Origin of the sequence: Acinetobacter calcoaceticus (genome assembly GCF_900520355.1) — a bacterium.
GTDB classification, from domain to species: Bacteria; Pseudomonadota; Gammaproteobacteria; order Pseudomonadales; family Moraxellaceae; genus Acinetobacter; species Acinetobacter calcoaceticus_C.
Genome location: NZ_LS999521.1, coordinates 3,751,595 through 3,776,722, shown reverse-complemented (window position 1 = coordinate 3,776,722; position 25,128 = coordinate 3,751,595). Strand labels below are relative to the sequence as shown.

General features: G+C 40.1%; 23 protein-coding genes and 2 tRNA genes. 18 read left to right on the top strand and 7 right to left on the bottom strand.

The window, feature by feature from the left end; genetic code table 11:
* The first annotated feature begins 5 nt into the window (after positions 1-5).
* The 4 genes from AC2117_RS18110 to AC2117_RS18095 are packed head-to-tail and all read left to right on the top strand — an operon-like array spanning position 6 to position 7,601.
* Positions 6-3,647, top strand: coding sequence for an outer membrane lipoprotein-sorting protein (locus AC2117_RS18110; protein WP_133975913.1), 3,642 nt, complete (start codon positions 6-8; stop codon positions 3,645-3,647).
* Positions 3,644-4,918, top strand: coding sequence for a porin (locus AC2117_RS18105; RefSeq protein ID WP_133975911.1), 1,275 nt, complete (start codon positions 3,644-3,646; stop codon positions 4,916-4,918). Before AC2117_RS18110 ends, AC2117_RS18105 begins: the two co-directional genes overlap by 4 nt.
* A gap of 53 nt (positions 4,919-4,971) precedes the next feature.
* The gene (locus AC2117_RS18100) at positions 4,972-6,825 is read left to right on the top strand and encodes an alpha/beta fold hydrolase (RefSeq protein WP_133975909.1); all 1,854 of its coding nucleotides are present in this window, start codon (positions 4,972-4,974) and stop codon (positions 6,823-6,825) included.
* Positions 6,825-7,601, top strand: a complete 777-nt coding sequence (locus AC2117_RS18095; protein ID WP_197730950.1) for a 4'-phosphopantetheinyl transferase family protein — start codon at positions 6,825-6,827, stop codon at positions 7,599-7,601. Before AC2117_RS18100 ends, AC2117_RS18095 begins: the two co-directional genes overlap by 1 nt.
* Positions 7,602-7,753: 152 nt before the next feature.
* Here AC2117_RS18095 and AC2117_RS18090 read toward each other — a convergent pair.
* Positions 7,754-7,829: transfer RNA gene (locus AC2117_RS18090), tRNA-Gly, on the bottom strand.
* A gap of 45 nt (positions 7,830-7,874) precedes the next feature.
* Positions 7,875-7,950, bottom strand: a tRNA-Gly gene (locus AC2117_RS18085).
* Positions 7,951-8,180: 230 nt separating this feature from the next.
* On the opposite strand from AC2117_RS18085, the gene AC2117_RS18080 reads away from it, so the two are divergent.
* The 5 genes from AC2117_RS18080 (at position 8,181) to AC2117_RS18060 (ending at position 11,015) form a co-directional block, all read left to right on the top strand.
* The gene (locus AC2117_RS18080; protein ID WP_133975907.1) at positions 8,181-8,489 is read left to right on the top strand and encodes a BolA family protein; all 309 of its coding nucleotides are present in this window, start codon (positions 8,181-8,183) and stop codon (positions 8,487-8,489) included.
* Between the two features lie 11 nt (positions 8,490-8,500).
* Positions 8,501-8,893 (top strand): SirB2 family protein, encoded by a 393-nt coding sequence (locus tag AC2117_RS18075; protein WP_133975905.1) that lies wholly within the window; start codon positions 8,501-8,503, stop codon positions 8,891-8,893.
* A gap of 77 nt (positions 8,894-8,970) precedes the next feature.
* Complete coding sequence (locus tag AC2117_RS18070; protein ID WP_042898423.1) at positions 8,971-9,813, top strand: ParA family protein; 843 nt, start codon at positions 8,971-8,973, stop codon at positions 9,811-9,813.
* A gap of 10 nt (positions 9,814-9,823) precedes the next feature.
* Positions 9,824-10,210, top strand: a complete 387-nt coding sequence (locus AC2117_RS18065; RefSeq protein WP_133976430.1) for a hypothetical protein — start codon at positions 9,824-9,826, stop codon at positions 10,208-10,210.
* Positions 10,211-10,424: 214 nt separating this feature from the next.
* The gene (locus AC2117_RS18060) at positions 10,425-11,015 is read left to right on the top strand and encodes a LysE family translocator (RefSeq protein WP_004640507.1); all 591 of its coding nucleotides are present in this window, start codon (positions 10,425-10,427) and stop codon (positions 11,013-11,015) included.
* 7 nt (positions 11,016-11,022) lie between these two features.
* Here the strand turns inward: AC2117_RS18060 and AC2117_RS18055 are convergent, their stop codons facing one another.
* A complete protein-coding gene (locus AC2117_RS18055; RefSeq protein WP_133975903.1) occupies positions 11,023-11,664 on the bottom strand; it encodes a DedA family protein in 642 nt (213 codons plus the stop codon).
* Between the two features lie 194 nt (positions 11,665-11,858).
* On the opposite strand from AC2117_RS18055, the gene AC2117_RS18050 reads away from it, so the two are divergent.
* Positions 11,859-12,296 (top strand): DoxX family protein, encoded by a 438-nt coding sequence (locus AC2117_RS18050; protein WP_004795325.1) that lies wholly within the window; start codon positions 11,859-11,861, stop codon positions 12,294-12,296.
* A 67-nt stretch (positions 12,297-12,363) separates the two neighbouring features.
* Here the strand turns inward: AC2117_RS18050 and AC2117_RS18045 are convergent, their stop codons facing one another.
* A complete protein-coding gene (locus tag AC2117_RS18045) occupies positions 12,364-13,581 on the bottom strand; it encodes a DUF445 domain-containing protein (protein WP_171459103.1) in 1,218 nt (405 codons plus the stop codon).
* Positions 13,582-13,966: 385 nt separating this feature from the next.
* On the opposite strand from AC2117_RS18045, the gene guaA reads away from it, so the two are divergent.
* The 7 genes from guaA to AC2117_RS18010 all read left to right on the top strand — a co-directional run bounded on the left by guaA (position 13,967) and on the right by AC2117_RS18010 (position 19,272).
* Complete coding sequence (gene guaA / locus AC2117_RS18040) at positions 13,967-15,535, top strand: glutamine-hydrolyzing GMP synthase (RefSeq protein ID WP_133975898.1); 1,569 nt, start codon at positions 13,967-13,969, stop codon at positions 15,533-15,535.
* Between the two features lie 187 nt (positions 15,536-15,722).
* Complete coding sequence (locus AC2117_RS18035; protein WP_133975896.1) at positions 15,723-16,250, top strand: PadR family transcriptional regulator; 528 nt, start codon at positions 15,723-15,725, stop codon at positions 16,248-16,250.
* A 13-nt stretch (positions 16,251-16,263) separates the two neighbouring features.
* On the top strand, positions 16,264-16,653 hold the full coding sequence (locus AC2117_RS18030) for a Fur family transcriptional regulator (protein ID WP_133975894.1): 390 nt from the start codon (positions 16,264-16,266) through the stop codon (positions 16,651-16,653).
* Between the two features lie 22 nt (positions 16,654-16,675).
* Positions 16,676-16,981, top strand: a complete 306-nt coding sequence (locus AC2117_RS18025; protein ID WP_133975892.1) for a DUF3861 domain-containing protein — start codon at positions 16,676-16,678, stop codon at positions 16,979-16,981.
* Between the two features lie 158 nt (positions 16,982-17,139).
* On the top strand, positions 17,140-18,087 hold the full coding sequence (locus AC2117_RS18020; RefSeq protein WP_133975890.1) for a pirin family protein: 948 nt from the start codon (positions 17,140-17,142) through the stop codon (positions 18,085-18,087).
* Positions 18,084-18,491 carry an OsmC family protein gene (locus AC2117_RS18015; protein ID WP_133975888.1) on the top strand — a complete coding sequence of 136 codons (408 nt, stop codon included), beginning with the start codon at positions 18,084-18,086 and terminating at the stop codon, positions 18,489-18,491. Before AC2117_RS18020 ends, AC2117_RS18015 begins: the two co-directional genes overlap by 4 nt.
* Before the next feature lie 112 nt (positions 18,492-18,603).
* Positions 18,604-19,272 carry a glutathione S-transferase gene (locus tag AC2117_RS18010; protein ID WP_133975886.1) on the top strand — a complete coding sequence of 223 codons (669 nt, stop codon included), beginning with the start codon at positions 18,604-18,606 and terminating at the stop codon, positions 19,270-19,272.
* A 39-nt stretch (positions 19,273-19,311) separates the two neighbouring features.
* On the opposite strand, the gene AC2117_RS18005 is transcribed toward AC2117_RS18010, so the two are convergent.
* Entirely contained in the window at positions 19,312-19,926 is a 615-nt protein-coding gene (locus AC2117_RS18005) for an SPOR domain-containing protein (protein ID WP_133975884.1), read from the bottom strand.
* Positions 19,927-20,082: 156 nt separating this feature from the next.
* Positions 20,083-21,873: an arginine--tRNA ligase gene (gene argS, locus AC2117_RS18000; protein ID WP_133975883.1), complete on the bottom strand. Its 1,791-nt coding sequence runs from the start codon at positions 21,871-21,873 to the stop codon at positions 20,083-20,085.
* 495 nt (positions 21,874-22,368) lie between these two features.
* On the opposite strand from argS, the gene AC2117_RS17995 reads away from it, so the two are divergent.
* Entirely contained in the window at positions 22,369-24,066 is a 1,698-nt protein-coding gene (locus AC2117_RS17995; RefSeq protein WP_133975881.1) for an NAD-dependent malic enzyme, read from the top strand.
* A 48-nt stretch (positions 24,067-24,114) separates the two neighbouring features.
* On the opposite strand, the gene AC2117_RS17990 is transcribed toward AC2117_RS17995, so the two are convergent.
* Positions 24,115-25,035 (bottom strand): Dyp-type peroxidase, encoded by a 921-nt coding sequence (locus AC2117_RS17990; RefSeq protein WP_133975879.1) that lies wholly within the window; start codon positions 25,033-25,035, stop codon positions 24,115-24,117.
* Positions 25,036-25,128 lie beyond the last annotated feature (93 nt).

Sequence of the window (25,128 nt, the reverse complement as noted above, 5' to 3'; positions counted from 1 at the left end):
CCACTATGGTGACCATAGAACATGCTTTCCTCATACCGGCCGAGATTGACAAGGTTTTCAACTATCTTGCAAACCCAGCCAATGATGCAGGCTGGCAATTGTCATGTAAGCATTCTGAACTGCTAGACAATACTCCGCGTGTGGGCAGCAAGTATGAAATCGGTTTTAGCTTTATTGGTCGTGAGATGTCCTTTAAAGGTGAAATCACACATCTAGTACCGAACGAATTGTATGCGTTCAAAGTCGTGGAAGGGCCTTTCCACTACACAGGTACTTATCGCTTCAAACCACATCCTGAAGGTACATGGATAGAGTGGGTGTTTGAGGCAGAGCCAGGTAGTTTTTTTGGCGTATTACCTGCGGCATTGCTGAAAAAGATGGTTCTTGCTCAGTTCAAGAAAGACGTTGCTAATCTTGAAGCACTGGCTCAGAAGGGTGAAGCCTATGAGTCGGTTGGTAAGCAGACGCACGAGACCAATAAACCACTTCGCAAGACTCATCAGGTGATGGAACAATACTCGCGTTGGATTCTCAAACATCGCCGTATTGTGTTGACGGTGGTCATGCTCTTGACGATTGTCTTGGCATATCTTGCATCTGGCGTCAAAATTATTATTGATCCAGATGCGCTTGCTCCCAAAGGACATCCTTATATCACCTCGACTAAGCTGATTGAAAAGAAATTCGGCTCCAAGTACATGGTTGTGATTGGTATTACGCCGAAGCAGGGTGATATTTATCAGCCGCAAGTGTTAGAAAAAGTCAAACGCATTACCGAAGAAGTTGATAATGCTCCGGGTGTGGTTCGATCTACCCTGATGAGCCTAGCTGCACGGCAGGCCAAAGGGATCACCGCCAATTCGGATGGATTTGATGCCAAGAAACTACTACCGAACAGTTCTGTAACCGAGAGTGATGTTGATCAGCTGAAAAAATTGCTGGCACTGAACCCAATCTACATGAATTCGGTCGTATCTAAAGATCAGAAAACTGCTGCTATTTTGCTTGAGCTTGAGGAAAGTCCAGAGGGCTTCCAAAAAATGATGGCTCCGATCAATAAAATCGTAGCAGACGAACAGTCTAAGGATATGACCATCAGTGTCGGTGGCAATCCTGTTTATTTGGATAAAGCCGAAGATTACTCTAAACGGATCAATATCTTGTTCCCAATTGCCATACTGGTCATTGGGTTATTGCACTTCGAAGCATTCCGCAGTAAGCAGGGTTTGATCCTTCCACTAGTTACAGCTTTACTGGCTGTGGCGTGGGGTATGGGTATGATGGGTCTGTTCAAACAGCCAATGGATATTTTTAACTCTCCTACACCAATTCTGATTCTGGCCATTGCGGCAGGGCACGCCGTACAGTTGCTCAAGCGATACTATGAAGACTTTGATCGACTGACTGCCCAAGGTATGGAACCTAAAGCTGCGAATAGCGAAGCCGTGGTGCAGTCTATGGTTCGTGTTGGTCCAGTTATGATATTGGCTGGCGGAATTGCAGCGGCTGGATTCTTCTCGCTGTTGACCTTTAATATTCCGACCATCCGTTCATTCGGTATTTTTACAGGAATCGGGATCATCAGTACACTGATCATTGAGATGACTTTTATTCCTGTACTTCGCTCGATGCTACCACCGCCTTCGGTTACCAAGGTTGCACGCAAAGGTTTACCAATCTGGGACTGGATTCCAAAACGCATTGGCGATGTCATTTTGTCAGTTCGTCCGCGAATGATGCTAATGACGGTGATTGCAGTACTGGGCGTCTTTCTTGCTATTGGCACTAGCCGTATTGTAGTGGATAACGATAGCCGCAACTTCTTCTCACATGACCTACCGATGCAGCAGGATGACAGATTTTTAAATCAGTCTCTTGGCGGTACAAACAGCCTTTACATCATGGTCGATACAAAAGTTCGTGATGGTATTGAAAACCCAGAAATCCTAAAAGCGATTGATAATACAGAAAAGTTCGCGAATTCGATTCCAGAGGTCGGTAAAACAATCTCTATCGTGGACTATATCAAGAGAATGAATCAGGCAATGAATGCCGATCAGCCACAGGCATTTCAGGTTCCAGCAACCAAAGATGTTGTTGCTCAGTATCTGCTGTTGTACTCAATGTCTGGTGAGCCGACTGATTTTGAATCTTACATTGATACGACTCAGCGCTATGCCAAGATCACGATTCTGCTGAAAACGGGTAGTAATCACCGCATCAAAGAAATCCTTGAGTCGCTAAAAACGTATATGGCGGGTCAGTTGGGCGATAAAGCTGTCGTAAGTTTTGGTGGTGATGTGACTCAGACCATTGCTTTGACTGAAACAATGGTTCACGGCAAGCTCATGAATATTCTACAGATTTCATTTGCTGTATTCTTTATCTCAGCGCTGGTTTTCCGCTCACTTTCAGCGGGACTAATTGTCCTGACACCACTTCTATTCTCGATTCTTGCAATCTTTGGTGTGATGGGCTGGCTCGACATTCCGCTCAATATTCCGAACTCCCTCATCTCGGCCATGGCTGTCGGTATTGGTGCAGATTATGCCATTTACTTCCTCTATCGCTTGCGTGAAATCTTGCGCGAAGAAGGGGGCGATATCAAAGACGCTATTCGTAAAACTTTAAGTACTGCTGGTAAGGCTTCTCTTTTTGTCGCGACTGCGGTTGCTGGTGGTTACGGTGTGCTGTCCTTGTCGCAAGGCTTCCACGTCCATCAATGGCTAGCGATGTTTATTGTGATTGCGATGCTTTTCAGTGTATTTGCAACCTTAATTATGGTACCTACAATGATTCTAATCTTGAAACCTCGTTTTATCTTTCCCTCAAATAAGAAGAACATTACCGTTGCACAAACTGTCGTGACAAGCCTTTTGTTGGGTACGGCGCTCACAATGTCGATGCCTAAAACATCTTATGCAGATGAAGTTCAAGACATTGTTAATCGTAGTGACGATGCTTCTAAATTTCTGAGCTCAACTGCCAGTGCCAAGTTTGTGTTGACCTCTAAAAATGGCGATCAACGTGTGCGTCTAACTAAGAACATGACCAAACTGGCTGGGAATACTCAAAATAATATGCGTTTGACCGAATTCATCTCGCCTGCAGATGTACAAGGAACCACGACACTGTTGATTGAGAACTCAAAAGGCAGTGATAGCATGTTTGTCTATTTGCCTGCATTGAAAAAAGTACGCCGTCTTGCATCGGCGAACAAGGGTGATGCCTTTATCGGTACGGACTTTAGTTATGGTGATGTACTTGGCTATAAGTTAAGTGACTGGAAGTACACTAAACTTGCAGATGGCAAATTTAATGGCAAAGATTGCTACATGATTGAAGCAACGCCAATCAATAATACGGTGAAGAGTGACTTTGGTTATAGCAAACGTCGCATGTGCATACTCAAAGACAACTTTGTTACAGCAACCATCGACATTTGGGATACTGCAGGTAAGCCGTTAAAGCATATTGAGTTCACGGATATCCGCCCTTATGGCAAAGTGAAACCGAGATGGCAGGCCATGAAATCTATGGCAAAGAATCTGCAAACTCAGCATATGACACAAGTTATCGTCAGTGATTTTGCCGCAGAAAAAACCTTATCTGATAAGATTTTCTCACCGCAGAGTCTTGAAAAATGACACAAGGTACCTATTGGGTATTTGCATGCTGCAGTAGCTTTATGCTACTGCAGCATGCTTATGCAGATGACAGCGAAATTAGTTTTGTGAGCCAGAACTCAGCCAGGCTCGATGTGTGGTCATCGGATCGTGATCTAAGCTCGTTAAAAAACATTGGGCAAGCAAGTTTCTGGTCCAATGGTACCCTCAAGTTTAACCCTGAGTTTAAGATCCATTACGACATAAATATTGGAGACGAAACGGACCACACTGTAAATCCAGATCAGGTGAGTAAGGTGAATCGCAACTTACGTGAGTTGTACGCATCTTATAACTGGGATCAGACGTTTTATCTCGACGTTGGTCGCCAGATTGTAGTCTGGGGGAGAGCTGACGGGATTAACCCAACAGATAACCTATCGCCCCGTGACTATACGCGTCTAGTGCCAGATGAGACAGATCAACGTCTTGGAAATGATGCTCTCAAATTGACGTATATTCCTGAATCTGGAACCAATAAATGGACGGCATTGTGGTATCCGCGTAGTCGTTCAGATGTGATTCCATTGCGTCAGATTGCTGGTGTTCAGTATGACATAGACCGTAAGAGCCGTCCTGCGTTTGCAATGCGCTGGGATTATTCCGTAGATGGTCTGGATGTTGGGGCATCGTATTTCTCAGGTTTGGATCATATGCCCGATCTGTCAGTTCTTTCTGCATCTCCAACAGGGGAGGCAACATTGCAGCTGAAAAATAATCCTATGTCTGTCTATGGATTTGATTTTAGTTATAACCATAACGATCTCGTGTGGCGAGGTGAAGCTGCGTATACAAAGACAGACTCGGATGGTAGCGAAGATCTTTCACATAAGAAAAATAATTTAACTGTGGTCATGGGACCGGAATTGTCATTAAAGAACTCCACGCTGAGTTTAGTAGGCGTGTACAAACATACGGAGGATTTTAGATCTGCCGACAGCCTAACAAATCCATTATTGAGAGAAGTTTACCGTTATCAGCAAACAACCAGTGACCAATATGAGCAGGATCAGTATGGAGCTATGCTGCGCTATGCACTTAACTTGCTGAACGATAATCTAAAGCTGGAAGTAACGGGATTCTATTTTGCACCAGAACCTAATGAATTGTTGAGAGTACGTATTAATTACAGCCTCAATGATCACTGGCAGTTGAATGCAGGTGGAGATCGCTTCTGGGGTAAAAATGATACGGTGTTAGGACAATTTAGAGATAACAGTCTGGTGTATGCCCAGATTCGATATAATTTTTAAGATAATTCGCTCCAAAACAATGCTGGAGTCCCCAGTCCCTAATAAGGTGATTTATGGATAATTTAAATAACGCAAAAAAAGATAATTTTTCACGGAAGACCATATTAGTAACAGGTGCAGCAGGTTTTATTGGCAGCAGACTGATCGTTGAACTTCTGCGCGAAGGTCATCAGGTGATTGCTGCGCTGCGTAATGCCGCAACCAAGAAAGATAAGCTGTTAGGTTTCATTGCAACGCAAGGGTTAGTTGATCCCTCTATTTCGTTTGTTGAATATGATTTAAGCCGTGATTTTAAGCTGGACTCTCTGCTAGCGGATGCTCAGGCAAAGATTCATGTTGTCTATCATCTTGCTGCATCATTTAATTGGGGCATTAGTAAAGCTGAAGCAGAACGTACGAACATTAAATCAGGACTTGCCTTAATTGAATGGGCTGCAACATTGAAGCAGCTTGAGCGATTTATCTGGATTGGCGGATACCGTGTGGCTGCTCCACCGCAAGAGTCGGCTGATGAGTTGTATTGCAAACATGGTGGCTATGAGGCTTCGAAAATTTTGGGTTATCAAGCTTTCATTGAGGCCTGTAAGCGTTTAAATGTGCCATGGACTGCAATAAATCCAGCGACAGTCATTGATGGTTTTTATACTTATGGTGATATGCAGTATATAGGTGTCGCCGACATGATTGATAAGCTATATCAGGGACGTCTGCTGGCATTGCCAGGTGGTCGTGACACATTCCTGCCGCTGTGCAATATGCAGTATATCGTGAGCTTTCTGATCCAAACGATGTCTTATCCTGAGACCATTGCTCAGGAGTATATGCTGCTTGATCCTGCGACACCGAAATTTCATAGCCTAGTTCATCTAGCTGCCGAGCACTTGGGAGTCAGCTCACCACATTTACAGGTACCCAAAGGTCTGCTCGAGAAATTACCTGAGGTATTACTTGACGGTTCTAAAGAGCAACTCTCTTTCATTTCTACCGAGCACTATCATGTTGCTGGGGCAGAGGTGATGGCGGCGAAGATGGGTATCGCGGATCTGATCAATATCAGTCCTTATTTCTCTCGCTGGATTGATCGCTTGGTTCTTACACGTTTTGGTCGCATGCAAGTACCTACACCTAGTGGTTTTGGCTATCAGAATCGATATTGGACTGAAATTTATACTAAACAGCCAGTTAAATCAGAAAAATCATCTGCATTATTTTTACATGGGATTCCATTCGATAGTGCATGCTGGTCTCCAATAATCAATAAAATCACATATGATCAGGTGGCTATGATGGACTTGCCGGGACTTGGACGTTCAGGCAGTTATGAGGTGGTGGAAGATAACAACCGTCAGTTTATTGATGCTGCTGCAAAGCTTTTAGCGCCAAATAGTGTTGTTATTTCACACTCACTAGGCTGTCTCTTTGCATTGAATCTTGCAAAGAAATATCCAGATAAAGTTGCGCGTCTTATCCTCATATCGCCTTATTTTGTTCAGGCGCAGGCCGCTAAAATGTTTCAGATAAAAACTATATCTAATCTGATTTTCCGTTTTGTGCCAAAAGATATGATTGCTAAAGACCTACATCCAGATGGACAACAAAATCCGTCTGTTGGTTATGCGATGGATTCATTACGTCGACTGTCGGTAGCCAAGCATATTAGTGAATATATGCACCGCATTAATTTGCCAGAACAGCGAGCAACTCAAGCGACTTTGCTGGATGAGCTTCGATCTAAAATCGAGATTATTGTGGGAGAGAACGACCCAATGGTTACGACAATAAATCCTGATATTCCTGTGCATATCATCGCTGGTGCAGGCCATAATCCGCACGTTACACATGTAGATGCGGTTTCTGACTATCTCGCACCAGTTCTGACCAAGTACATCAGCACCACAGCTTCCTAATGTCTAATAGTGCCCAAGTGCAGGTCTATGTCTGCCCAGTTTCACGGGTACCACAAGATCATTTGGTAGTGAGTCATTATCTCGGCTTTCTCAGTTCGGCAGAGAAGCTGAGATATGATCAATATCACTCTAAGGCGGCTCGTCTTTTCTTGATCTCTCGTGTGTTAGTGAAGACTGTCTTGGCGGATAAGCTAGGCATCTCACCCCATGAAGTTAATATTCAATTACATCCCAACGGCAAGCCTTTTGTAGAAGGTAGCAAGGCGGTGTATTTTAATCTTACTCACTCAGCGGACGTTATTATTCTTGCTGTGACTGAAGAAGGGGAAATAGGAGTTGATATTGAACAAGTGGATCGTGTGTTCGATTGGATGCGTGTTGATAGTGTGTTAGCACCGAGTGAAATTGAATGGATTAAGGGAAATGAACTGATTGATCCATTCAGTGTATATCAGCGGTTTTTTCAAATATGGACTTTAAAAGAAGCCTATATTAAATGTACTGGCGAAGGAATGAGCCGACATTTAAAAATGCTCAACTTTCATGTGTTGTCTGAACGTATACAATTTCTCGATTCAACCCATGCTACTCAAAAGACAGAAGAGTATTATTTTGAAAGCTATATGTATGATTCTAACTTTATCTTTTCGATATGCTTACAGCAGAGCCGCAATATAGAATGCTTTAATCTGGATTGTTTTCAATTATTACCATTTATATCTATGCATCGAATAACCCCAACGCCTTATAAGTATAACGAGATTAAATCGTTATAACTGGCGATTTAAAAATGTGAATCTAGTAATGAAATACTTGCCCTTGAGCTGAGCTATTCTCAATAAAGTACGCTGTGAATAGATAGACCGCAAAAATTATGAGTCAATAAAAAGAAAAAAGCCCCAGTCTTTCGACTAGGGCTTTTTAAATTTGGAGCGGGAAACGAGACTCGAACTCGCGACCCCAACCTTGGCAAGGTTATGCTCTACCAACTGAGCTATTCCCGCATATATAAGCAGTTTTTACGAAAACTTTCTCAAAAAAAACCAATTTGGAGCGGGAAACGAGACTCGAACTCGCGACCCCAACCTTGGCAAGGTTATGCTCTACCAACTGAGCTATTCCCGCGTGCCGCTTATAATACATTAAGCGAAACATGGGTCAACAACTTTATGCAAATAATTATGCTGATTGCATAAAATAAAAACAGAAATGAGTATTTAGAAGTATTTTTATCGATAAGTTGCCGAATAAATAGACATTTTGTTTGAAGCCAAAGCGTACAAGAGCAACTTTTGTTTGTGTACAGACAGGGTATACTAGGTTCAAATATACGAATAATCGTAAAAGGAAAAGCTATGAGCCTTGAACAACAATTGATTGAACGGTTACAAACCCTTGCACCCAGTCATTTAGAAGTCATCAATGAATCTGCCGGACACGGTGGTTATTTCCCAGGTAAAGAATCACATTTTAAAGTGATTGTAGTGAGTGATGAATTTAATGGATTACGTTTGGTTCAACGTCATCAAAAAGTTTATGCCTTAGCTTCAGATTTGATAAATCCCGGGCAAATTCATGCATTAGCAATTCATGCCTATTTACCAAGTGAGTGGCAAGGTCAGGTACCTGCTAGCCCAGAATGTGCACATGCACCTAAAAGCTAAGGGTTAATTTCATGGATGCACATTTACTAACTAAAATTATTCACATGACCGCGGTGGCTGCCGCACTTATGGTTTTTGTATTACGCGCTTCAACTCTGTTTGTAGGCGTGCAAGGTGAACAACCAAATCCGGCGGGACGTAAAATATTAGTTGCCTTACAACATCTATCATTTACCGTGGTTTTTATTACTGGCGCAATTTTATTGGTCATGAAAGACTTTCAGGTACAGCCGTGGTTTTACGCTAAAATTATTCTATTTTTAGTCTTGTTATCTTCCCTTATAAAAGTCTTTAAAAAAGATGACACTCTTTTATTGGCACAACGTAGGGCTGGTTTAATGATTAGTACTATCGCATTTATTGCTATTATTATTTTAGTGATTGTGAAGCCTGTTTTTGCTTAATTGTTCTACATTCTTTGCCTTTTTGCTTAAGCTCTAGGTTAAACTGCGTACAGTAAAAAAAATATACAGAGGGAAACATGTTAACTCGTGTGGTGTTTAACCAAAAAGGCGGTGTAGGGAAATCAAGTATTACTGTAAATTTGGCCGCAATTAGTGCCAAACATGGCTTCAGGACATTGGTCATTGATCTTGATCCTCAAGCTAATTCTAGTCAATACCTTTTAGGGGATGACGCAACCTATTCTGCTGAAAAATCAATTATAGAACCAAATATCGAAAATTTCTTTGATGATGTGTTGGGAAACAATCAACAAAAAGGTTTAATCGGTAATGCATTAGGTTCGATTTTAAAAGCCCCACGAAATAAAGATATTGATAGCTTTGTGCATTCAACTCCTTTTGCAAAATTAGACGTGCTTCCTGCTAGCCCAACACTTGGTGCTCTTGAACATGCTCTTGAAAGTAAACATAAAATTTATAAACTGCGTGATTCAATTCAAAACTTAATTGGACGATATGATCGTATCTATATAGATACACCACCTGCATTTAACTTTTTTACTTTGTCAGCACTGATAGCAGCAGATAAAGTCTTAATTCCCTTCGATTGTGATGTCTTTTCAAAGCGCGCGTTACAAACATTGATTGAAAATGTTCTCGAAACGCAAGATGATCATAATGATCGCTTGGAAATTGAAGGAATTGTTGTCAACCAATTTCAAGCTCAAGCAAAATTACCTCGGGAAGTGGTTCAGCAGTTGAAAGATGAAGGGTTGCCTGTACTTAATAGCATGTTACCGCCTTCGGTTTTAATGAAAGAATCGCATCAGAAAAATTTACCTTTGGCTCATTTGGCACCAGAACATAAATTGACTCAGGCTTATGAGACATTGTTTGGTGAGATTGAGCCAAAACGATAAGAGAAAAATGATGAAAGGCTTATATATTGTGCCTTTGGTGGCAGCCACTTTATTACTAGGCGCTTGTGCTACGACGGTAAAACCGACTTACGTGTCTCCGACACAATATCAATCTTTGGGCTGCCAACAGCTGCAAAGTGAATATAACCGTATTCAACAATATATCGACAATGGAGTACAAACCCCGAAAAGTACCGGTATGGGTGTTGGACTTGGACTCGGTGGCGGCTGGGGACGAGGCGGTTGGGGATTCGGTCCATCCATCTCTGTAAATATGGGACAATCTTCTTCAACGAAAAACACTGAGCTTTCACGTGTTTTAGGTCAACAAGAAGCAATCGTTCAGGCTGCTCAATTTAAAAATTGCCCGATTATTGTTCGAAAAAAGACGAATTAATAGTCGATTTTGCATCACAATATGCTAGTTAAGGCATATTGTGATGAATAAAGTTTAGCAAAATGTTTCATAATAAAATTAATATAAATCAATATATTTTAAATTTTCAAGCTTCATAAATCTTGTATTTTCTATAATCAAAAGCCCTCATCAACTTGCTATATTTTACCTATTTCGTTTAAGGTGGCCCCATCTTGGATGTTGTGGAAATTTTATGATTGAGAGTTGGTTTTTTGTATTGGCAATGTTGGCTGTTTTGCTCATTCCGGGGCCGACAAATGCTTTACTTGCAACCGCTGCTCATTCTCAAGGTTTATCTAAAGCATTCTGGCTTATTCCAATGGAATGGTTAGGCTATGCCTACGGGATTAGCTTTTGGGCTGTATTTATACATTTAGCTGCTCCAATCTGGCCAGCACTGCTGCTCATTTTGCATATTACGAGTGTGTTCTATGTATTCTGGCTTGCTTTTCACTTATGGAAGAACACCCACTTACAACAGTTCAGTCAAAGTCACCGTAATATTCGCCCTCGTCAATTATTCTTATCTACCTTAAAAAATCCTAAAGCCTTGTTGTTTGCAGCGGGGATCTTTCCTGCTGAAGCATGGAATTCGCCTGAAAACTTTCTCATCGTGTTTGGTGTTTTTTCATTGATCTTAATTCCGGCTGCAAGTTTCTGGATGATTTTTGGACGGGCATTGTTAACGGGTCCAATCAAAAAAATAAAAGCCGATCATTTATATAAAGGATCGGCCATGTTACTTATTTTATGTATGCTTCCAGTGGTATTCCGGTTTTTCTAAATTAATCTCAAACGTTGGTTTTTCGATTTTTTAGTTTTTCACGTATAAATGCGATGATGCCTGGTAAAACGCTAATAATAATGATGCCAAAAATAAGATGGGTAAAATTATCTTTAACGATTGGCATATTTCCAAATAAGTAGCCTAAAGTTACAAAAGAAGCGACCCAACAGAATGCGCCAATAATATTATAAGTTAGGAAAAACTTATAGTTCATGCTACTAGCCCCAGCAACAAAAGGTGCAAAGGTACGGGCAAATGGAATGAAACGGGCAAAGATAATGGTTTTGCCACCATGGCGAGCAAAGAATTCTTGAGTTTTAAATAAGTGCTGTTTATTAATAAATCGAGAGTTCATTTCAAACACACGTGGACCGATAAAACGTCCAATATGGTAGTTTACCGTATCACCTAAAACGGCAGCAATGAAGAGTAGAGTGCCCAATATCCACGGATCCATCGCACCTGTAGATGCGGCTAAGGCACCAGCTGCGAATAGCAAACTATCTCCCGGTAAGAACGGCATAACCACTAAACCGGTTTCAACAAAAATAATTAAAAATAAAATGCCATAAATCCACGTCCCGTAATTTATAATAAATTCGGCGAGATGTTGATCAACGTGTAGAATAAAATCAAGAAGTTCCATGATAAGAGCAAGTGGTAAACCGTGCTCAAATCCTATCAGTGAGCCTATGGAAAGTCAGTATAAAACATCAAAAAAATACAAATTGATCATCTCGTTTATGCAACGATATATATGGATTTTGAGTATTTAATTATCAATGTCCCAAACCTAGAATGAGCTCATCAATAAATAAGTATTTAAATAAAGGTGGCAATATGTTTAATCCAAATGTAGTGGTCAAAAATATCGTAACGCAATCAGGCGCAGACAGTTTCATTAGCCTCATTGCGCGTCTTCTTATCGCCTATATCTTCCTTGTTGCAGGTTGGGGGAAAATTACCGGTTATGCAGCAACTGCTGGATATATGGAAGCAATGGGGGTTCCAGCCGGAATTCTTCCTTTAGTTATTTTGGTTGAATTCGGTGGTGGTTTAGCCTTGTTATTTGGTTTTCAGGCACGTTTTGCGGCTTTTGGGCTTGGGATCTTTAGTATTCTTACCGCATTTTTATTCCACCAAGGTGGTGCTGATGCAGCGGCGCAATATAACAATGGCATCCATTTTATGAAAAACCTTGCAATGGCGGGTGGTTTATTCTTCCTGATGCTTCATGGCGCTGGGCGTATTAGTCTGGACCATGCAATCGAGAAATAATATTTAAGACAAAATAAAAACCGGATGATCAATTCATCCGGTTTTTTTTATTTCTAGGCTTGTAAGATTAGAGCATAAACTGGATTTGCAATTCCCCAACAACAAAACCAAGTACTGCACCCACTGCAATGAGTGCCCATTCATCTTCTTTGAACGCAGGACGTAACATGCCTTCAAATTCAGATGGTGTTAATTTTTGCATACGTTCAATTAAAGTACTGCGAATATTCATAGCATCTTCTGCATAAGATTCTACGTATTTCATTGTTTCTGGAAGCCGTTGCAGAATGCGTTCCGCAACTTGCGATTTCATATCTTGATATTTTTCTCCGCCAATTGCATATACGACCAACGGACGAATAACGCCTGCTTGCATATCAATTTCTTGTTTTACATGACGGTTAACCAGATCAATAACACGCGCAGAATGTGTGCCAGAAAATAATTCTTCCATCATATGGCGTGAAGTCAGAAGCTGTTTAGAAATGAGCGCAGCATAGTCGGCTGCAACTTCATTTTGACGTTTAATGAATAAACCTTGCCATGTATAACCAAATATTTTTTTAGGATAAAGAGGTCTAAACATCATTTGCAGTGCAATCCAGTCACTGAAAAAACCCACAAAGCCGCCAAACATTGGAAGCATCCATGGGTATTTTCCTTGCGTGACGATCCAGCAAAACATTTGAATCACACCAATACCAAAACCGAAGAAAAATCCGACATTACTGAAAAATTTAAATTCTTGTTTGCCCACTCGTTTAAAAATATTGTTGAGTAGGCGTTTGTCTTTAAGCAAATTGCTAATCACAAGATGTTTAATATCAAAATATCGGTTCACATCACGTTGTACTTCACTCATGATGTGTTCAACAATCTCGGGTGCTTTCGATTGCACACGGCGAATCAGTCTTTGGCGAGCAAACTCGGGCATGCCTTCCCATAACCCAGGCTGATATTCTTGCGCAACATCACGGGTAATATCTTCAGCTGCGGCAAGCAAGGGTTTTTCTATTTCTTTGGCAATACGTTTAGGATCGAGGCGGGCAAAAATTTCTTCAGGTTTAATGAGCTTGGCTGTCATCAGTTCAACAGCGATTGTTGCCATTTTCTCAGCTTTGCGTGGCACGATGCCTTGCCAACCTAGAAATGGTTTAATGCCTTTAAATTCAAGTGGTGAAAACATCATTTGAATGGCAATCACCTTGGTGATGTAGCCAATTAAACCACTCATAAAAGGAATAGAGATATACAACCAAAAATGTTGCTGGAAATCTGCAATCATAGTTTGAAGCATTGTTGTTCCTTGGATTTCTATTGATTTTGATAGGGGGCAACAAGCCATAAAAATGGATAATTGTTTAAGCACAGACAAATATCGCTTATGGTATTTACCTTTCCATGGTAATGCCTGTTTTATCGGGTAATCTTATCATCAAATTCATGGTGATGTTGCATAGAATGTGATGAATTTATCAATACGTGTGAAGTTTTTAAGATTAATACAGATGGTTGATAAATATAAGTAAATATTGATTTATATCAAAGAATTTAAGTATAGAAATGGTTTAGAAATGAAAAAAATAAGATATATGATGATTTGCGGTGCGCCGAAGCGTGAAAAATGTTAAAATGGCGCGCTTAATTCTTTTGCCATTTAGTGGTTTGTCATGACTACCAATACTCAAATTACTGAAGATCGTATCCTGATTCTGGATTTCGGCTCTCAATATAGCCAGCTCATTGCACGTCGTGTACGTGAAGCCGGTGTTTACTCTGAAATGTATGCTTTTGATATGTCTGAAGAAGACGTTCGCGCTTTTAAGCCAAATGGCATTATTTTGTCAGGTGGACCTGAGAGTGTGCATGAAGAAGGCAGCCCACGTGCACCGCAAGTGGTGTTTGAGTTGGGTGTTCCAGTATTGGGTATTTGCTATGGTTTGCAAACCATGTCTGAACAGTTAGGCGGTAAAGTTGAGCCGGGTACTGTACATGAGTTTGGTTATGCCGAAGTTGATATCGTTAAACGAGACCAACTGATTGGCAACTTACAAGATCGTGAAGGCCAACTTCATGTCTGGATGAGCCATGGCGACAAAGTGAGCCAGATTCCAGAAGGTTTTAGTATTACTGCAAGCACACCAAGTTGTCCTGTTGCTGCTGTAAGTGACGAAACACGCCGTTTCTATGGTGTGCAATTCCACCCAGAAGTAACGCACACGGCAAAAGGTGAAGAATTACTTGCAAATTTTGTTCATAAAATTTGTGGATGTGGTGGCCTTTGGACACCTGAACACATCATTGATTTGCGTGTGGAACAGCTACGTAAACAAATTGGTGATGAAAAAGTTCTTTTAGGTCTTTCTGGTGGTGTTGACTCATCTGTAGTTGCTGCGCTTTTACACAAAGCAATTGGCGACCAGTTAACATGCGTATTTGTTGATAACGGTTTGCTTCGTTTAAACGAAGGCGACCAAGTAATGCAAATGTTTGCTGAAAACATGGGTATCCGTGTAATTCGTGCAGATGCTGAAGAACGTTTCTTAACTGCATTGGCTGGTGAAGTTGATCCAGAGAAAAAACGTAAAATCATTGGTCGTGAGTTTATTGAAGTTTTTGCTGAAGAAGCACGTAAACTTGATGGCGTGAAATTCTTGGCACAAGGTACGATTTACCCAGATGTGATCGAATCTGCTGCAAGCAAACAAGGCAAAGCACACGTTATTAAATCTCACCACAACGTGGGCGGCTTACCAGAAGATTTAGAATTTGAATTGGTTGAGCCTTTACGTGACTTGTTTAAAGATGAAGTACGTAGATTAGGTACAACACTTGGCTTGCCACACAGCATGATTTACCGTCATCCGTTCCCGGGTCCAGGTTTAGGTGTTCGTATTTTGGGTGAAGTGAAAAAAGAATATGCAGATATTCTTCGTCTTGCTGATGACATCTTTATGCAAGAGCTACGCGACAGCGGTTGGTATGACAAAACAGCTCAAGCATTTGCTGTGTTCCAACCTGTTAAGTCAGTTGGTGTAGTCGGTGATGGCCGTCGTTATGCGTGGGTGATCGCACTTCGTGCAGTTGAAACAGTTGACTTTATGACAGCTCGTTTTGCACATTTACCATACGAATTGGTTGATAAAATTTCAACGCGTATTATGAATGAAATTAAAGATGTATCACGTGTTGTATACGACGTGTCATCTAAACCACCAGCAACGATCGAGTGGGAATAATTTTCCTCTGCTTGTTGGTAAAGAAAAGGACGCATTAGCGTCCTTTTTTATTACTTAAGTTTTAGAATTTAAAATTAATTTGAATAATTATCAAAATGATAAAGATATTCTTATTACTTATACTTGATAAAAGATATATTAAGATATATCTTAGTAACTGTAAATTGATCATTTTGAGTTTTTAAAGATGAAAAAACAATCAGAACATCATCATGCAGAACACCACGAACATCATGGTGGCCATCACCGTTCAGGGCGCCGTGGGAGACTTTTTGAAGCGGGCAGAATGAAACTTTTAGTACTTCATCTTATTCAGCAAAGTCCAAAGCATGGCTATGAAATTATTAAAGAAATAAGTGATTTCGTGGGCGACGGCTATACACCAAGTGCAGGTACTATTTACCCAACTTTAACCAGTCTGGAAGAAATGAATTTCATTACTTTGTTAGACGTAGAACGTAAGCAATATCAAATCACAGAATTTGGTAAAGCTTACTTAACCGAACAACAAGACAAGTTGACCGAGCTATTAGAAAAATTACGACTTAGACGTGAAATTCACAGTAATGATGAACTAATTGAAATTCACCGTGCGATGGAAAATCTAAAAACAGCCTTACGTTTGAAGTTGAATTCGGTGAGTTTACAGCAAGAGCAGATTTATCAAATTGCTGAAAAAATTGATCAAGCTGCGGTTGCGATTGGGCGGCTATAAGTTGGAAATAGAAATGTTAGAGCTAGAGCATAAAATCAAAGAAACGGGCCTAAAAGTCACTCATCCAAGACTTGCTGTTTTGTCTTTAATTCAACAGCAAGCAGAAGATCTAACTGTTAAACAAATTTATCAAAAGCTATATGCACAAAAACAGAAGTTAAGTTTAGCTACAGTCTATCGAGTAGTAAGTGACTTAGTGGGAGCTGGTTTAATTTCAAATCGTCAGCCACAACGAGATGAAGCTAAATTTAACTTACCGGCAGTTGAGAGTAGTCAATTATTGCAAATTCGCTGTGCAGATTTAACGGAGGCTAAACAGGAGCAATTTTTAGCTTCTTTAAAAACCGTATTTAGCCAGTTTGAAGTCAATCTTATGCAGGTTGAAATCATCAAAAGTCATTAAATTTTTAATAGAGAATTTATATATGAAACAACATCAATATTATGTCACTGTGCAACATTTAAAGAATGCAAAGGGAGAAGCTTCTACATATACCGAACGTCTTGAGTTTTATGCGGGGAATCATGACGATATCTTTGAAATTGTTGAGCGGTTAAAAAAAGCAGATTTTTTTGATGATGAGACTACAAAATCTTTTGGAGTCGGGTTAAAACTTTTTAGTGAAGTTATGTTGGAAAATCGGGAACATCCGTTATTTCAAGAATTTTTACCGCAATTTGGGCAATTCATGAAGAACCTAAAGCAGCTTGCTAAAGATCAATCTGCTTGAGCATTTTTCATGTCACCTTGATTTTTCTATAATTAAAAAATTATTGTCTCATCCATAACACCCTGTGTATTACTAAAAGACTATATTGAATAATGAGTGTATTGTTAAGATCAGTACAACAACTCATTGCAAAAGCATAGGTAAAAGAGAGTAATATCATGAGCAATAATAATGATTACGATATTTCTGATTCAAAGGATTGCGAAAAATTTGCCAATCAGTTTCTTCAGGAATTTCCAATTCGCTCTGCTGAAATTGGACAGGGGACAGTCATTAAGCGGGCTTTACCTAGCCGACAAAAACGAATGATCGGTGCATGGTGTTTCTTAGATCATGCGGGTCCAGTCACTTTTCCAGCGGGAAATGGGCTAGATGTTGGCCCTCATCCTCATATTGGTTTGCAAACCTTCACTTGGATGATTGAAGGAACCATGATGCATACCGATAGTTTGGGTTCAAAACAGCTTATTCGTCCTAAACAAGTTAATTTGATGACGGCAGGTGGCGGCATTTCGCATACAGAAGTTGCACCGGATATCGAAACTCAGATGCATGCTGCTCAGCTTTGGATTGCTTTGCCAGATCATAAGCGCAATATGGATCCGAAATTTGAACATTACCCTGAGCTGCCTATTGTTGAAAAGGATGGTCTGGAATTTACTGTTCTTGTGGGTGAATATTTGGCAACTACATCTCCAGTAGTGGTACATACGCCTTTAGTTGGTGTTGACTTAATTGCTGCCCAAGATACTAAAACACGTATTCCATTAAATCCTAATTATGAATATGGTTTTATGGCCCTTGAGGGTATGGCTCATGTGAATGGCCATGAGTTAACTGCTGACAATATGGTTGTATTAGATACTGGTCTAAACGAAATTGAAATAGAAGTAAAAAAAGGTAATCGCGTTCTCTTAATTGGGGGTGAACCTTTTGAAACGCCAATCTTGCTCTGGTGGAATTTTGTTGCACGTACCATGGATGATTTAAAAGAAGCCCGTGAGCAATGGGTTAATCACGATGCGCGTTTTGGTGAAATTCCAGATTATGTTGGTGCTCGTTTAGAAGCTCCTGTTCTTCCAGGTCAAATGAGAGCATCAAAATGACAGCAGTAATCGCAAACAGTAAAGCGAAGCCCCTTGCTGAGCAATGGAAGGGTGAGATTACCAGTGGGCGTCATCAATATTTTTGTGATGAGCCTGAAAAGCTTGAAGGGCAAGATCAAGGCCCAGCGCCTTATGATTTGCTTACTGGAAGTTTAGCCGCTTGTACGCTCATTACTTTAAGAATGTATGCGAAGCATAAAGGTTATGATTTTGGTGAGTTCTTGGTTGAAATTGATTTTCATACCAATAGAGAGCATGAAGAACATATAGAACGTCGTATTGTTTTTAAAGATTTACCAGATGAAGAACTTCAGCAAAAAATCTTAGTGGTATGCAGTAAAACTCCGGTCACTAAAACTTTGTTACGTAGTTTAGACATTCATACTGTGCTTGTTACAATTTAAAAATGTTATTTTGTGGGAGTGGATGATTTTATATCCATCCCGCAAATGGAATAAAACAGCATGTTCACATGCTGTTTTTTATGTAAAAAGAAAAATAAAAGCAGGCAATAACATGATTAGTTTACACCACCTGGAATGTTCGCGATCGTTTCGAATTTTATGGGCTTTAGAAGAATTAGGCTTATATTATGATATTCATTATTATCAGCGCCTACCTAACTATTCCGCTCCAGAAACATTGAAATGTATTCATCCTTTAGGTAAAGCTCCAATTTTGACAGATGATGATCAAGTCATCGCAGAGTCAGCTGTAATCTTGGAATATTTACAGCAACGTTATGATCAGAAGCAACAATTCAAACCTACGCAAGCTCAAAATTTACAGCAGTATATTTATTGGATGCACTATGCCGAAGGCTCACTCATGCCACTCTTAGTCATGACTTTGGTCATGAATAGTGTAAATAAGCATGTGCCATGGTTAATTCAGCCAGTAGCAAAAAAAATCACGGAAGGGGTGAAGGCAAATTTTGTTCGCCCACGTATGAAAGATCATATTAGTTTTTTAGAAAACTATTTGGCAGAGCATGAATATTTCGCAGGTGACTTTTCATTTGCTGATATTCAAATGAGTTTCCCTTTAGAAGCTTTGCAATCACGCTTGCAAGGAAAATACCCTAATATTCAGGCTTTTTTACATCGTATTCAGCAAAGACCCGCGTTTCAGAAAGCGAAACAGAAGGGAATGGGTTCTAATGAAAGGAATTGTGCTGATATTTAAAAGAAAAGGAACAATTATTTGTTCCTTTTTATTTGTAGTTTACTTGCGTTTGATCACGATAGAGTCAATGCCGCTATGTTGTAAGGTCTGTTGAGCAGCTAAAGCAGCATCTTGGGAGTCATAAGGCCCTGAAATAACACGGTACCATATTTGCCCATTTTCAGTACTCTTAACTACATCGGCAGATAAGCCATTTAAAATGATTTCTGCACGACGAGCATCAGCCTGATCTGGGTCATTATAGCTGCGAACTTGTAAAATATAAGTAGGTTGCTGAGGAGTTGTGGCTGATTGATTGGTATCAATTCCTGCACTTTCTGAAGCCGCTGGTTGAGCTGCGCTTGGTGCCTCAACAATCATGGCTGTGCCTTGGTTTTTGCTTTCAGGAATCGCTTGTTCCGGAATAGGCGTGACTTGCTGTTGGGGTAATAGATCGTAGAAACGATAGTCTTTATTTGTATCTTCTTCTTGATAATGCTCAGAGGTAATCTGATTTTTTGCAGGAACAGGTTGCCAAGGTTTCCAAAGCATAAGCATTACAGCGATACATAAGACCGCTAAAATAGCGACAAGTGTCCCTAACCATTTGGGAATTAGGGGCTTTTTAGGCTTGTTAGGTCTTTCAGATACACCGCGTTGCGTTTTGCCAAACACGTGGATTATTCCTCTGTATTTTGATTGTTTTAATTCGAGTTTGATTCTCGTATTACGATGCTAAAAACAGTGGCTTGTATAAGCTATTTTAACTCTACAAACCACTGCTTACTATATGTTGCATGACCTTTATTTTACTGTCATGCAATATAATTTTTACATAGATTCTGGTGCAGATACGCCAAGCAATTCTAAACCATTGCGCAACACTTGTTGTACATTGATTGAAAGTAACAAACGTGCTTGTGTAAGCTCAGCATCATCGCTTAATACTTTATGTTCATTATACCAAGCGTGGAACAAAGCAGCTAACTCTTTTAAGTAGTTACCCACCTGATGTGGTTCATACGCATTTGCAGCACGCAACACTGCATCTGGATAAGCTGCCAGTTTAGCAAGAATCTCAGTTTCAGCATCAAGAGATAGGCGAGTAGCGTGTGTACGTGCAGCATCTATATCGAACTGTAAGCCTGTGTTTAATGCTTTTTCTAACATACGGCAAATACGTGCATGTGCATATTGAATGTAGTACACAGCATTGTCTTTACTTTGTGACACAGCAAGGTCAAGGTCGAAATCAATGTGTTGTTCACTCTTACGCATCACGTAGTAGAAGCGAGCCGCGTCATTACCTACTTCTTTGCGTAAGTCACGTAAAGTCACGAACTGACCTGAACGAGATGACATTTGAACCATCTCGCCGCCACGCCATAAACTTACGAACTGAACCAAAAGTACAGTCAATTTTTTAGAGTCGTAACCCATCGCATCAATTGCCGCTTTTACGCGAGAAATATAGCCGTGGTGATCAGAGCCCCAAATATCAATCAGGTCGGTATAACCACGTTGTAATTTATTTAAGTGGTAAGCAATGTCTGATGCAAAGTAGGTGGTTTGACCATTACGACGTTTAACAACACGGTCTTTTTCATCGCCAAATTCAGTCGATTTAAACCAGATGTTGCCATCTTTTTCATAAAGGAAACCGCGTTGATCAAGCGTTTCTAAAGCTTCGTCAATTTTTGCGCTAAGAGAGGCTTCACTAAACCATTGATTGAACGTTACACCAAAGTCAGCAAGGTCATCTTTAATATCATCTAAAATGGCATGAAGAGCAGCTTGATGGAATACGCGGTAGCCTTCACCTAGTAATTGTTGTGAGTTGGCAATAAGACCATCAATATGTTTTTCTTTGTCGCCAGATAAAACGACTTTATTGCCGTCGCTATCTAGTTCTTCTGCATATTGTACGTCTTCTGGCACATCTTTATAGACATCAGCCACTTCACGAAGGTATGCGTTGCCATCTTTATCAATAATAGTCTGTGCTATTTCTTTTACGTAATCGCCTTGATAAGCATTTTTAGGGAATACAAGGTTTTGACCTAGTAATTCTAAATAACGCAAATAAGTAGAAGTCGCCAAAATATCCATTTGACGACCAGCATCATTCACATAATATTCGCGGTCAACTTTAGCACCTGTTGCTTCAAGTAACTTGGCAACAGTCATACCATATGCAGCACCACGGCCATGACCTACATGTAGGCTAGACGTTGGGTTCGCAGAAACAAATTCGACTTGGATCTTTTTCGCTGCGTTTGCCTGACTGCGACCAAAAATTTCTTTTTGTGCTTGAATCTGGTCAAGAATAGCAAAGCGCTGATCTGCATTTAAAAAGAAGTTAATAAAACCAGGACCTGCAATTTCAGCTTTACTGATATCTGCTACTTCTGGTAATGCAGCTAGAACTTTCTCAGCTAAATCACGTGGTTTCATACCAGCAGCTTTCGAGCCGATCATGGCAATATTAGAAGCAAAGTCGCCATGGCTTCGGTCTTTGGTGCGCGTTAAGTTGCTTGTATTATTCCAGTCGGAAGGAAGCACACCTTCTTGTTGAAGATTTTGCACTGCATGGTCGAGAGCTGCTTGTATTGCCGTATTCATATCAATCGAAAATAGATGTCGCAGAAAAACGTCAAATATAGCAAATTTCCTGTGAGTTAGGGGAGTGGATTTAATATTCCAGTAATTCTTTTTGTTCAACTAACTGAGGATTATTTCTTAAATGAATATTGTAGGGTAGATTGCTTCACTATTCTAAAAACAAACAAATACAAGCCTTCTGGAGATTTTTAATAAGAAAAATAGGGAGTAAATCCATCATTATTTCCTGTGGAAATATCTAATAGTATTAAAATATATAGTTTAGGCTTTTAAACATAAGGTAATAAAAGATTTTTAAAAAATATAAAATTATTAACATGTTGATATTTATTGTTAATTTTTAATCATGTTTTAACTAAATAGTCTTTAATTTTAACATCACGGTTTAAAATACCTATTTTGAGCTAATTAGGCTTAAGCTTATACGCACAAAGAGTTTTAGAGACCATACAAAACGTGTTTTTCTCTACTCTAAGCTGGAAAATGAGATAGGCAATGATATCAGGACACCCAAGTAAACATCCCCTTTATATCCCATATGCAGGTTTTACACTTTTAGAGTTACCCCTTTTAAATAAAGGTTCGGCTTTCACTGAAGAAGAAAGAAGTAACTTTAACTTACACGGTTTACTCCCCCATATTATTGAAACTATTGAAGAGCAAAGCCAGCGCTCTTATCAGCAATATTGCGCTTTCACTGATGATATCAATCGACATATCTATTTGCGTAATATTCAAGATACTAACGAAACCTTGTTCTATCATTTAATCGAAAATCATCTTGAAGAAATGATGCCGATTATCTATACCCCAACCGTGGGTGAAGCATGTCAGCGTTTCTCTGATATCTATCGTCGTCATCGCGGTGTTTTTATTTCATATCCAGATCGTGATGTGATTGATGATATTTTGCAAAACGTAAATAAAAATAATGTAAAAGTAATCGTGATTACAGATGGTGAGCGTATTTTAGGTCTTGGTGACCAAGGCATTGGCGGAATGGGTATTCCTATTGGAAAACTTTCGCTTTACACGGCTTGTGGCGGAATTAGTCCAGCCTATACCTTGCCAATCACAATTGATGTGGGAACCAATAATCCTCAGTTGTTAAATGACCCGATTTACATGGGGTGGCGTCAGCCGCGTATTAGCGGTGATGAATATTACGCATTTGTAGATATGGTAATTGATGCCGTGAAGCGTCGTTGGCCAAAAGCATTAATTCAGTTTGAAGATTTCGCACAAAAAAATGCGATGCCACTTTTAGAGAAATATCGCGATAAGATTTGTTGTTTTAATGATGATATTCAAGGAACAGCAGCGGTATCTGTAGGTAGCTTGATTGCTGCAAGCCGTGCGGCGGGCAAGCAATTAAAAGATCAAAAAATTGCGTTCTTGGGTGCAGGTTCAGCAGGTTGTGGTATTGCAGAACAAATTGTTGCACAAATGGTTGCTGAAGGTTTAACCGATGCAGAAGCGCGTGCTCGTGTTTATATGGTAGACCGTTTTGGTTTGATCACCGAGAATCAACCAAACTTGCTAGACTTCCAACGTAAGTTAGCGCAAAAAGCTGAGGTAGTTGATCAGTGGGGCAATATCGAAGAAGTAATCTCACTACTTGATGTTGTTAAAAATGCTAAGCCTACCGTGTTAATTGGTGTTTCTGGACAGCCAGGTTTGTTCACAGAAGAAATCATTAGGACTTTGGCGGCAAATTGTGAACGACCAATTGTTATGCCATTGTCGAACCCGACTTCACGCGTTGAAGCAGTGCCTGCTGATATTGTGGAGTGGACTGAAGGCAAAGCCTTAATTGCAACAGGTAGTCCGTTTGCTCCTGTGAATCATCATGGCAAACTTTACAATATTTCGCAGTGTAATAACTCGTACATTTTCCCGGGCATTGGCTTGGGAGTAGTGGCGTCAGGCGCTAAGCGTGTTACAGAAAATATGTTAATGGCATCAAGTAGTGCTTTAGCAAATTGTTCTCCATTGCTTAAAGATCCACAAGCTGATTTATTACCACCGTTGGGTGAAATTCAACAAGTTTCTAGAATTATTGCGTTCGAAGTTGCGAAAGCTGCTATGGCTGACGGTGTAGCGGTAACGATTAGTGATGATTTGCTACAGCAAAAAATTGATCAATCGTTCTGGAAACCAGAATATCGTAAATATAAGCGTATTCCTTTCTAAGAATGAGAGTGTAAAAAAAGAGGAGCTTAAGCTCCTCTTTTTTTATTTTTAGTTCTCTAAAATTTCTTCTAGCAACTCTTCACTAGGTGCAAAATAATAAGCGCCATCAAGTGGTGTCACAAAGTGCAATAAGCGGTCGTGAATACCATCTCCACTTGTGCCGAACATGCGCTTTAACATGGCATCAATAATGGTGAGGTCTTTAGTATAGGCAATGAAAAATAAGCCCTGATCACCTCGACCATCTCCATAAGGCAGGCTATGGCGTAAGATTTCCATTTCTTCGCCTTCATCATCTTCGACAACAGTACGGGCAACATGGGCGTTTTCTGGTTTAACGTCATCATCTAATTCAATAGATTCGAGTTTGGTGCGGCCCATAACATTTTCTTGCGCATCAACTTTCAATTTTTTCCATTTTTCTAAATCATGGGCATAGCGCTGCGCAAATATAAAACTACCATCAGCAAATATCCCAGTGCTTTCTGGTAAGAGTGCTGTTTCAGCTCGGTCGTCTGGAAATTGAGGATTTTCCGTACCGTCTATAAAACCTGTAATATCTCGACCATCGAAATAGCGGAAGCAAACACGCTCATCCAGAACTTCGACTTTATCTTTAATACCTTCAAAAAATGCTTGGCTTAATGCAAAACAAATATCAGAACGCATGCTGGCAATATGAATGAGTACATCTGCTGGCACAGCTGGCATATTGAATGCACCTTGTTCTGGTTCAAGCTGCTTAAAACCTACAGGAGTTTGCGAATAGAGCTGTTTCCATAGTTCGGGACCAAAAGCGACTGCTGTTTTAATTTGGGCATCAGAGTGCTGAGTGATGAGGCGATCACGTGCTTCAAATAAAGCTTCAATTTGTTTTTTTAATTCATCAATTGATAAGTCTTTTAAACGAAGAACAATAAAACGTGCATGATCTGATGGCAACGGCAAAATGACAGATTGAGCAGTCATTGGAAGGTATCTCCTCAATTATAATTTAGTATGAGCTTTAATTATTGTGCCTGATGCGAAGAGCTGTTAGTAGTCTATTTCTTGATTTTATTG

Bases quoted from the DNA above. Each gene is read 5' to 3' on its own strand.
- AC2117_RS18110 (WP_133975913.1), top strand. From the start codon at position 6: ATGGTGACCATAGAACATGCTTTCCTCATACCGGCCGAGATTGACAAG.
- AC2117_RS18105 (WP_133975911.1), top strand. From the start codon at position 3,644: ATGACACAAGGTACCTATTGGGTATTTGCATGCTGCAGTAGCTTTATG.
- AC2117_RS18100 (WP_133975909.1), top strand. From the start codon at position 4,972: ATGGATAATTTAAATAACGCAAAAAAAGATAATTTTTCACGGAAGACC.
- AC2117_RS18095 (WP_197730950.1), top strand. From the start codon at position 6,825: ATGTCTAATAGTGCCCAAGTGCAGGTCTATGTCTGCCCAGTTTCACGG.
- AC2117_RS18080 (WP_133975907.1), top strand. From the start codon at position 8,181: ATGAGCCTTGAACAACAATTGATTGAACGGTTACAAACCCTTGCACCC.
- AC2117_RS18075 (WP_133975905.1), top strand. From the start codon at position 8,501: ATGGATGCACATTTACTAACTAAAATTATTCACATGACCGCGGTGGCT.
- AC2117_RS18070 (WP_042898423.1), top strand. From the start codon at position 8,971: ATGTTAACTCGTGTGGTGTTTAACCAAAAAGGCGGTGTAGGGAAATCA.
- AC2117_RS18065 (WP_133976430.1), top strand. From the start codon at position 9,824: ATGAAAGGCTTATATATTGTGCCTTTGGTGGCAGCCACTTTATTACTA.
- AC2117_RS18060 (WP_004640507.1), top strand. From the start codon at position 10,425: ATGATTGAGAGTTGGTTTTTTGTATTGGCAATGTTGGCTGTTTTGCTC.
- AC2117_RS18055 (WP_133975903.1), bottom strand. From the start codon at position 11,664: ATGGAACTTCTTGATTTTATTCTACACGTTGATCAACATCTCGCCGAA.
- AC2117_RS18050 (WP_004795325.1), top strand. From the start codon at position 11,859: ATGTTTAATCCAAATGTAGTGGTCAAAAATATCGTAACGCAATCAGGC.
- AC2117_RS18045 (WP_171459103.1), bottom strand. From the start codon at position 13,581: ATGATTGCAGATTTCCAGCAACATTTTTGGTTGTATATCTCTATTCCT.
- guaA (WP_133975898.1), top strand. From the start codon at position 13,967: ATGACTACCAATACTCAAATTACTGAAGATCGTATCCTGATTCTGGAT.
- AC2117_RS18035 (WP_133975896.1), top strand. From the start codon at position 15,723: ATGAAAAAACAATCAGAACATCATCATGCAGAACACCACGAACATCAT.
- AC2117_RS18030 (WP_133975894.1), top strand. From the start codon at position 16,264: ATGTTAGAGCTAGAGCATAAAATCAAAGAAACGGGCCTAAAAGTCACT.
- AC2117_RS18025 (WP_133975892.1), top strand. From the start codon at position 16,676: ATGAAACAACATCAATATTATGTCACTGTGCAACATTTAAAGAATGCA.
- AC2117_RS18020 (WP_133975890.1), top strand. From the start codon at position 17,140: ATGAGCAATAATAATGATTACGATATTTCTGATTCAAAGGATTGCGAA.
- AC2117_RS18015 (WP_133975888.1), top strand. From the start codon at position 18,084: ATGACAGCAGTAATCGCAAACAGTAAAGCGAAGCCCCTTGCTGAGCAA.
- AC2117_RS18010 (WP_133975886.1), top strand. From the start codon at position 18,604: ATGATTAGTTTACACCACCTGGAATGTTCGCGATCGTTTCGAATTTTA.
- argS (WP_133975883.1), bottom strand. From the start codon at position 21,873: ATGAATACGGCAATACAAGCAGCTCTCGACCATGCAGTGCAAAATCTT.
- AC2117_RS17995 (WP_133975881.1), top strand. From the start codon at position 22,369: ATGATATCAGGACACCCAAGTAAACATCCCCTTTATATCCCATATGCA.
- AC2117_RS17990 (WP_133975879.1), bottom strand. From the start codon at position 25,035: ATGACTGCTCAATCTGTCATTTTGCCGTTGCCATCAGATCATGCACGT.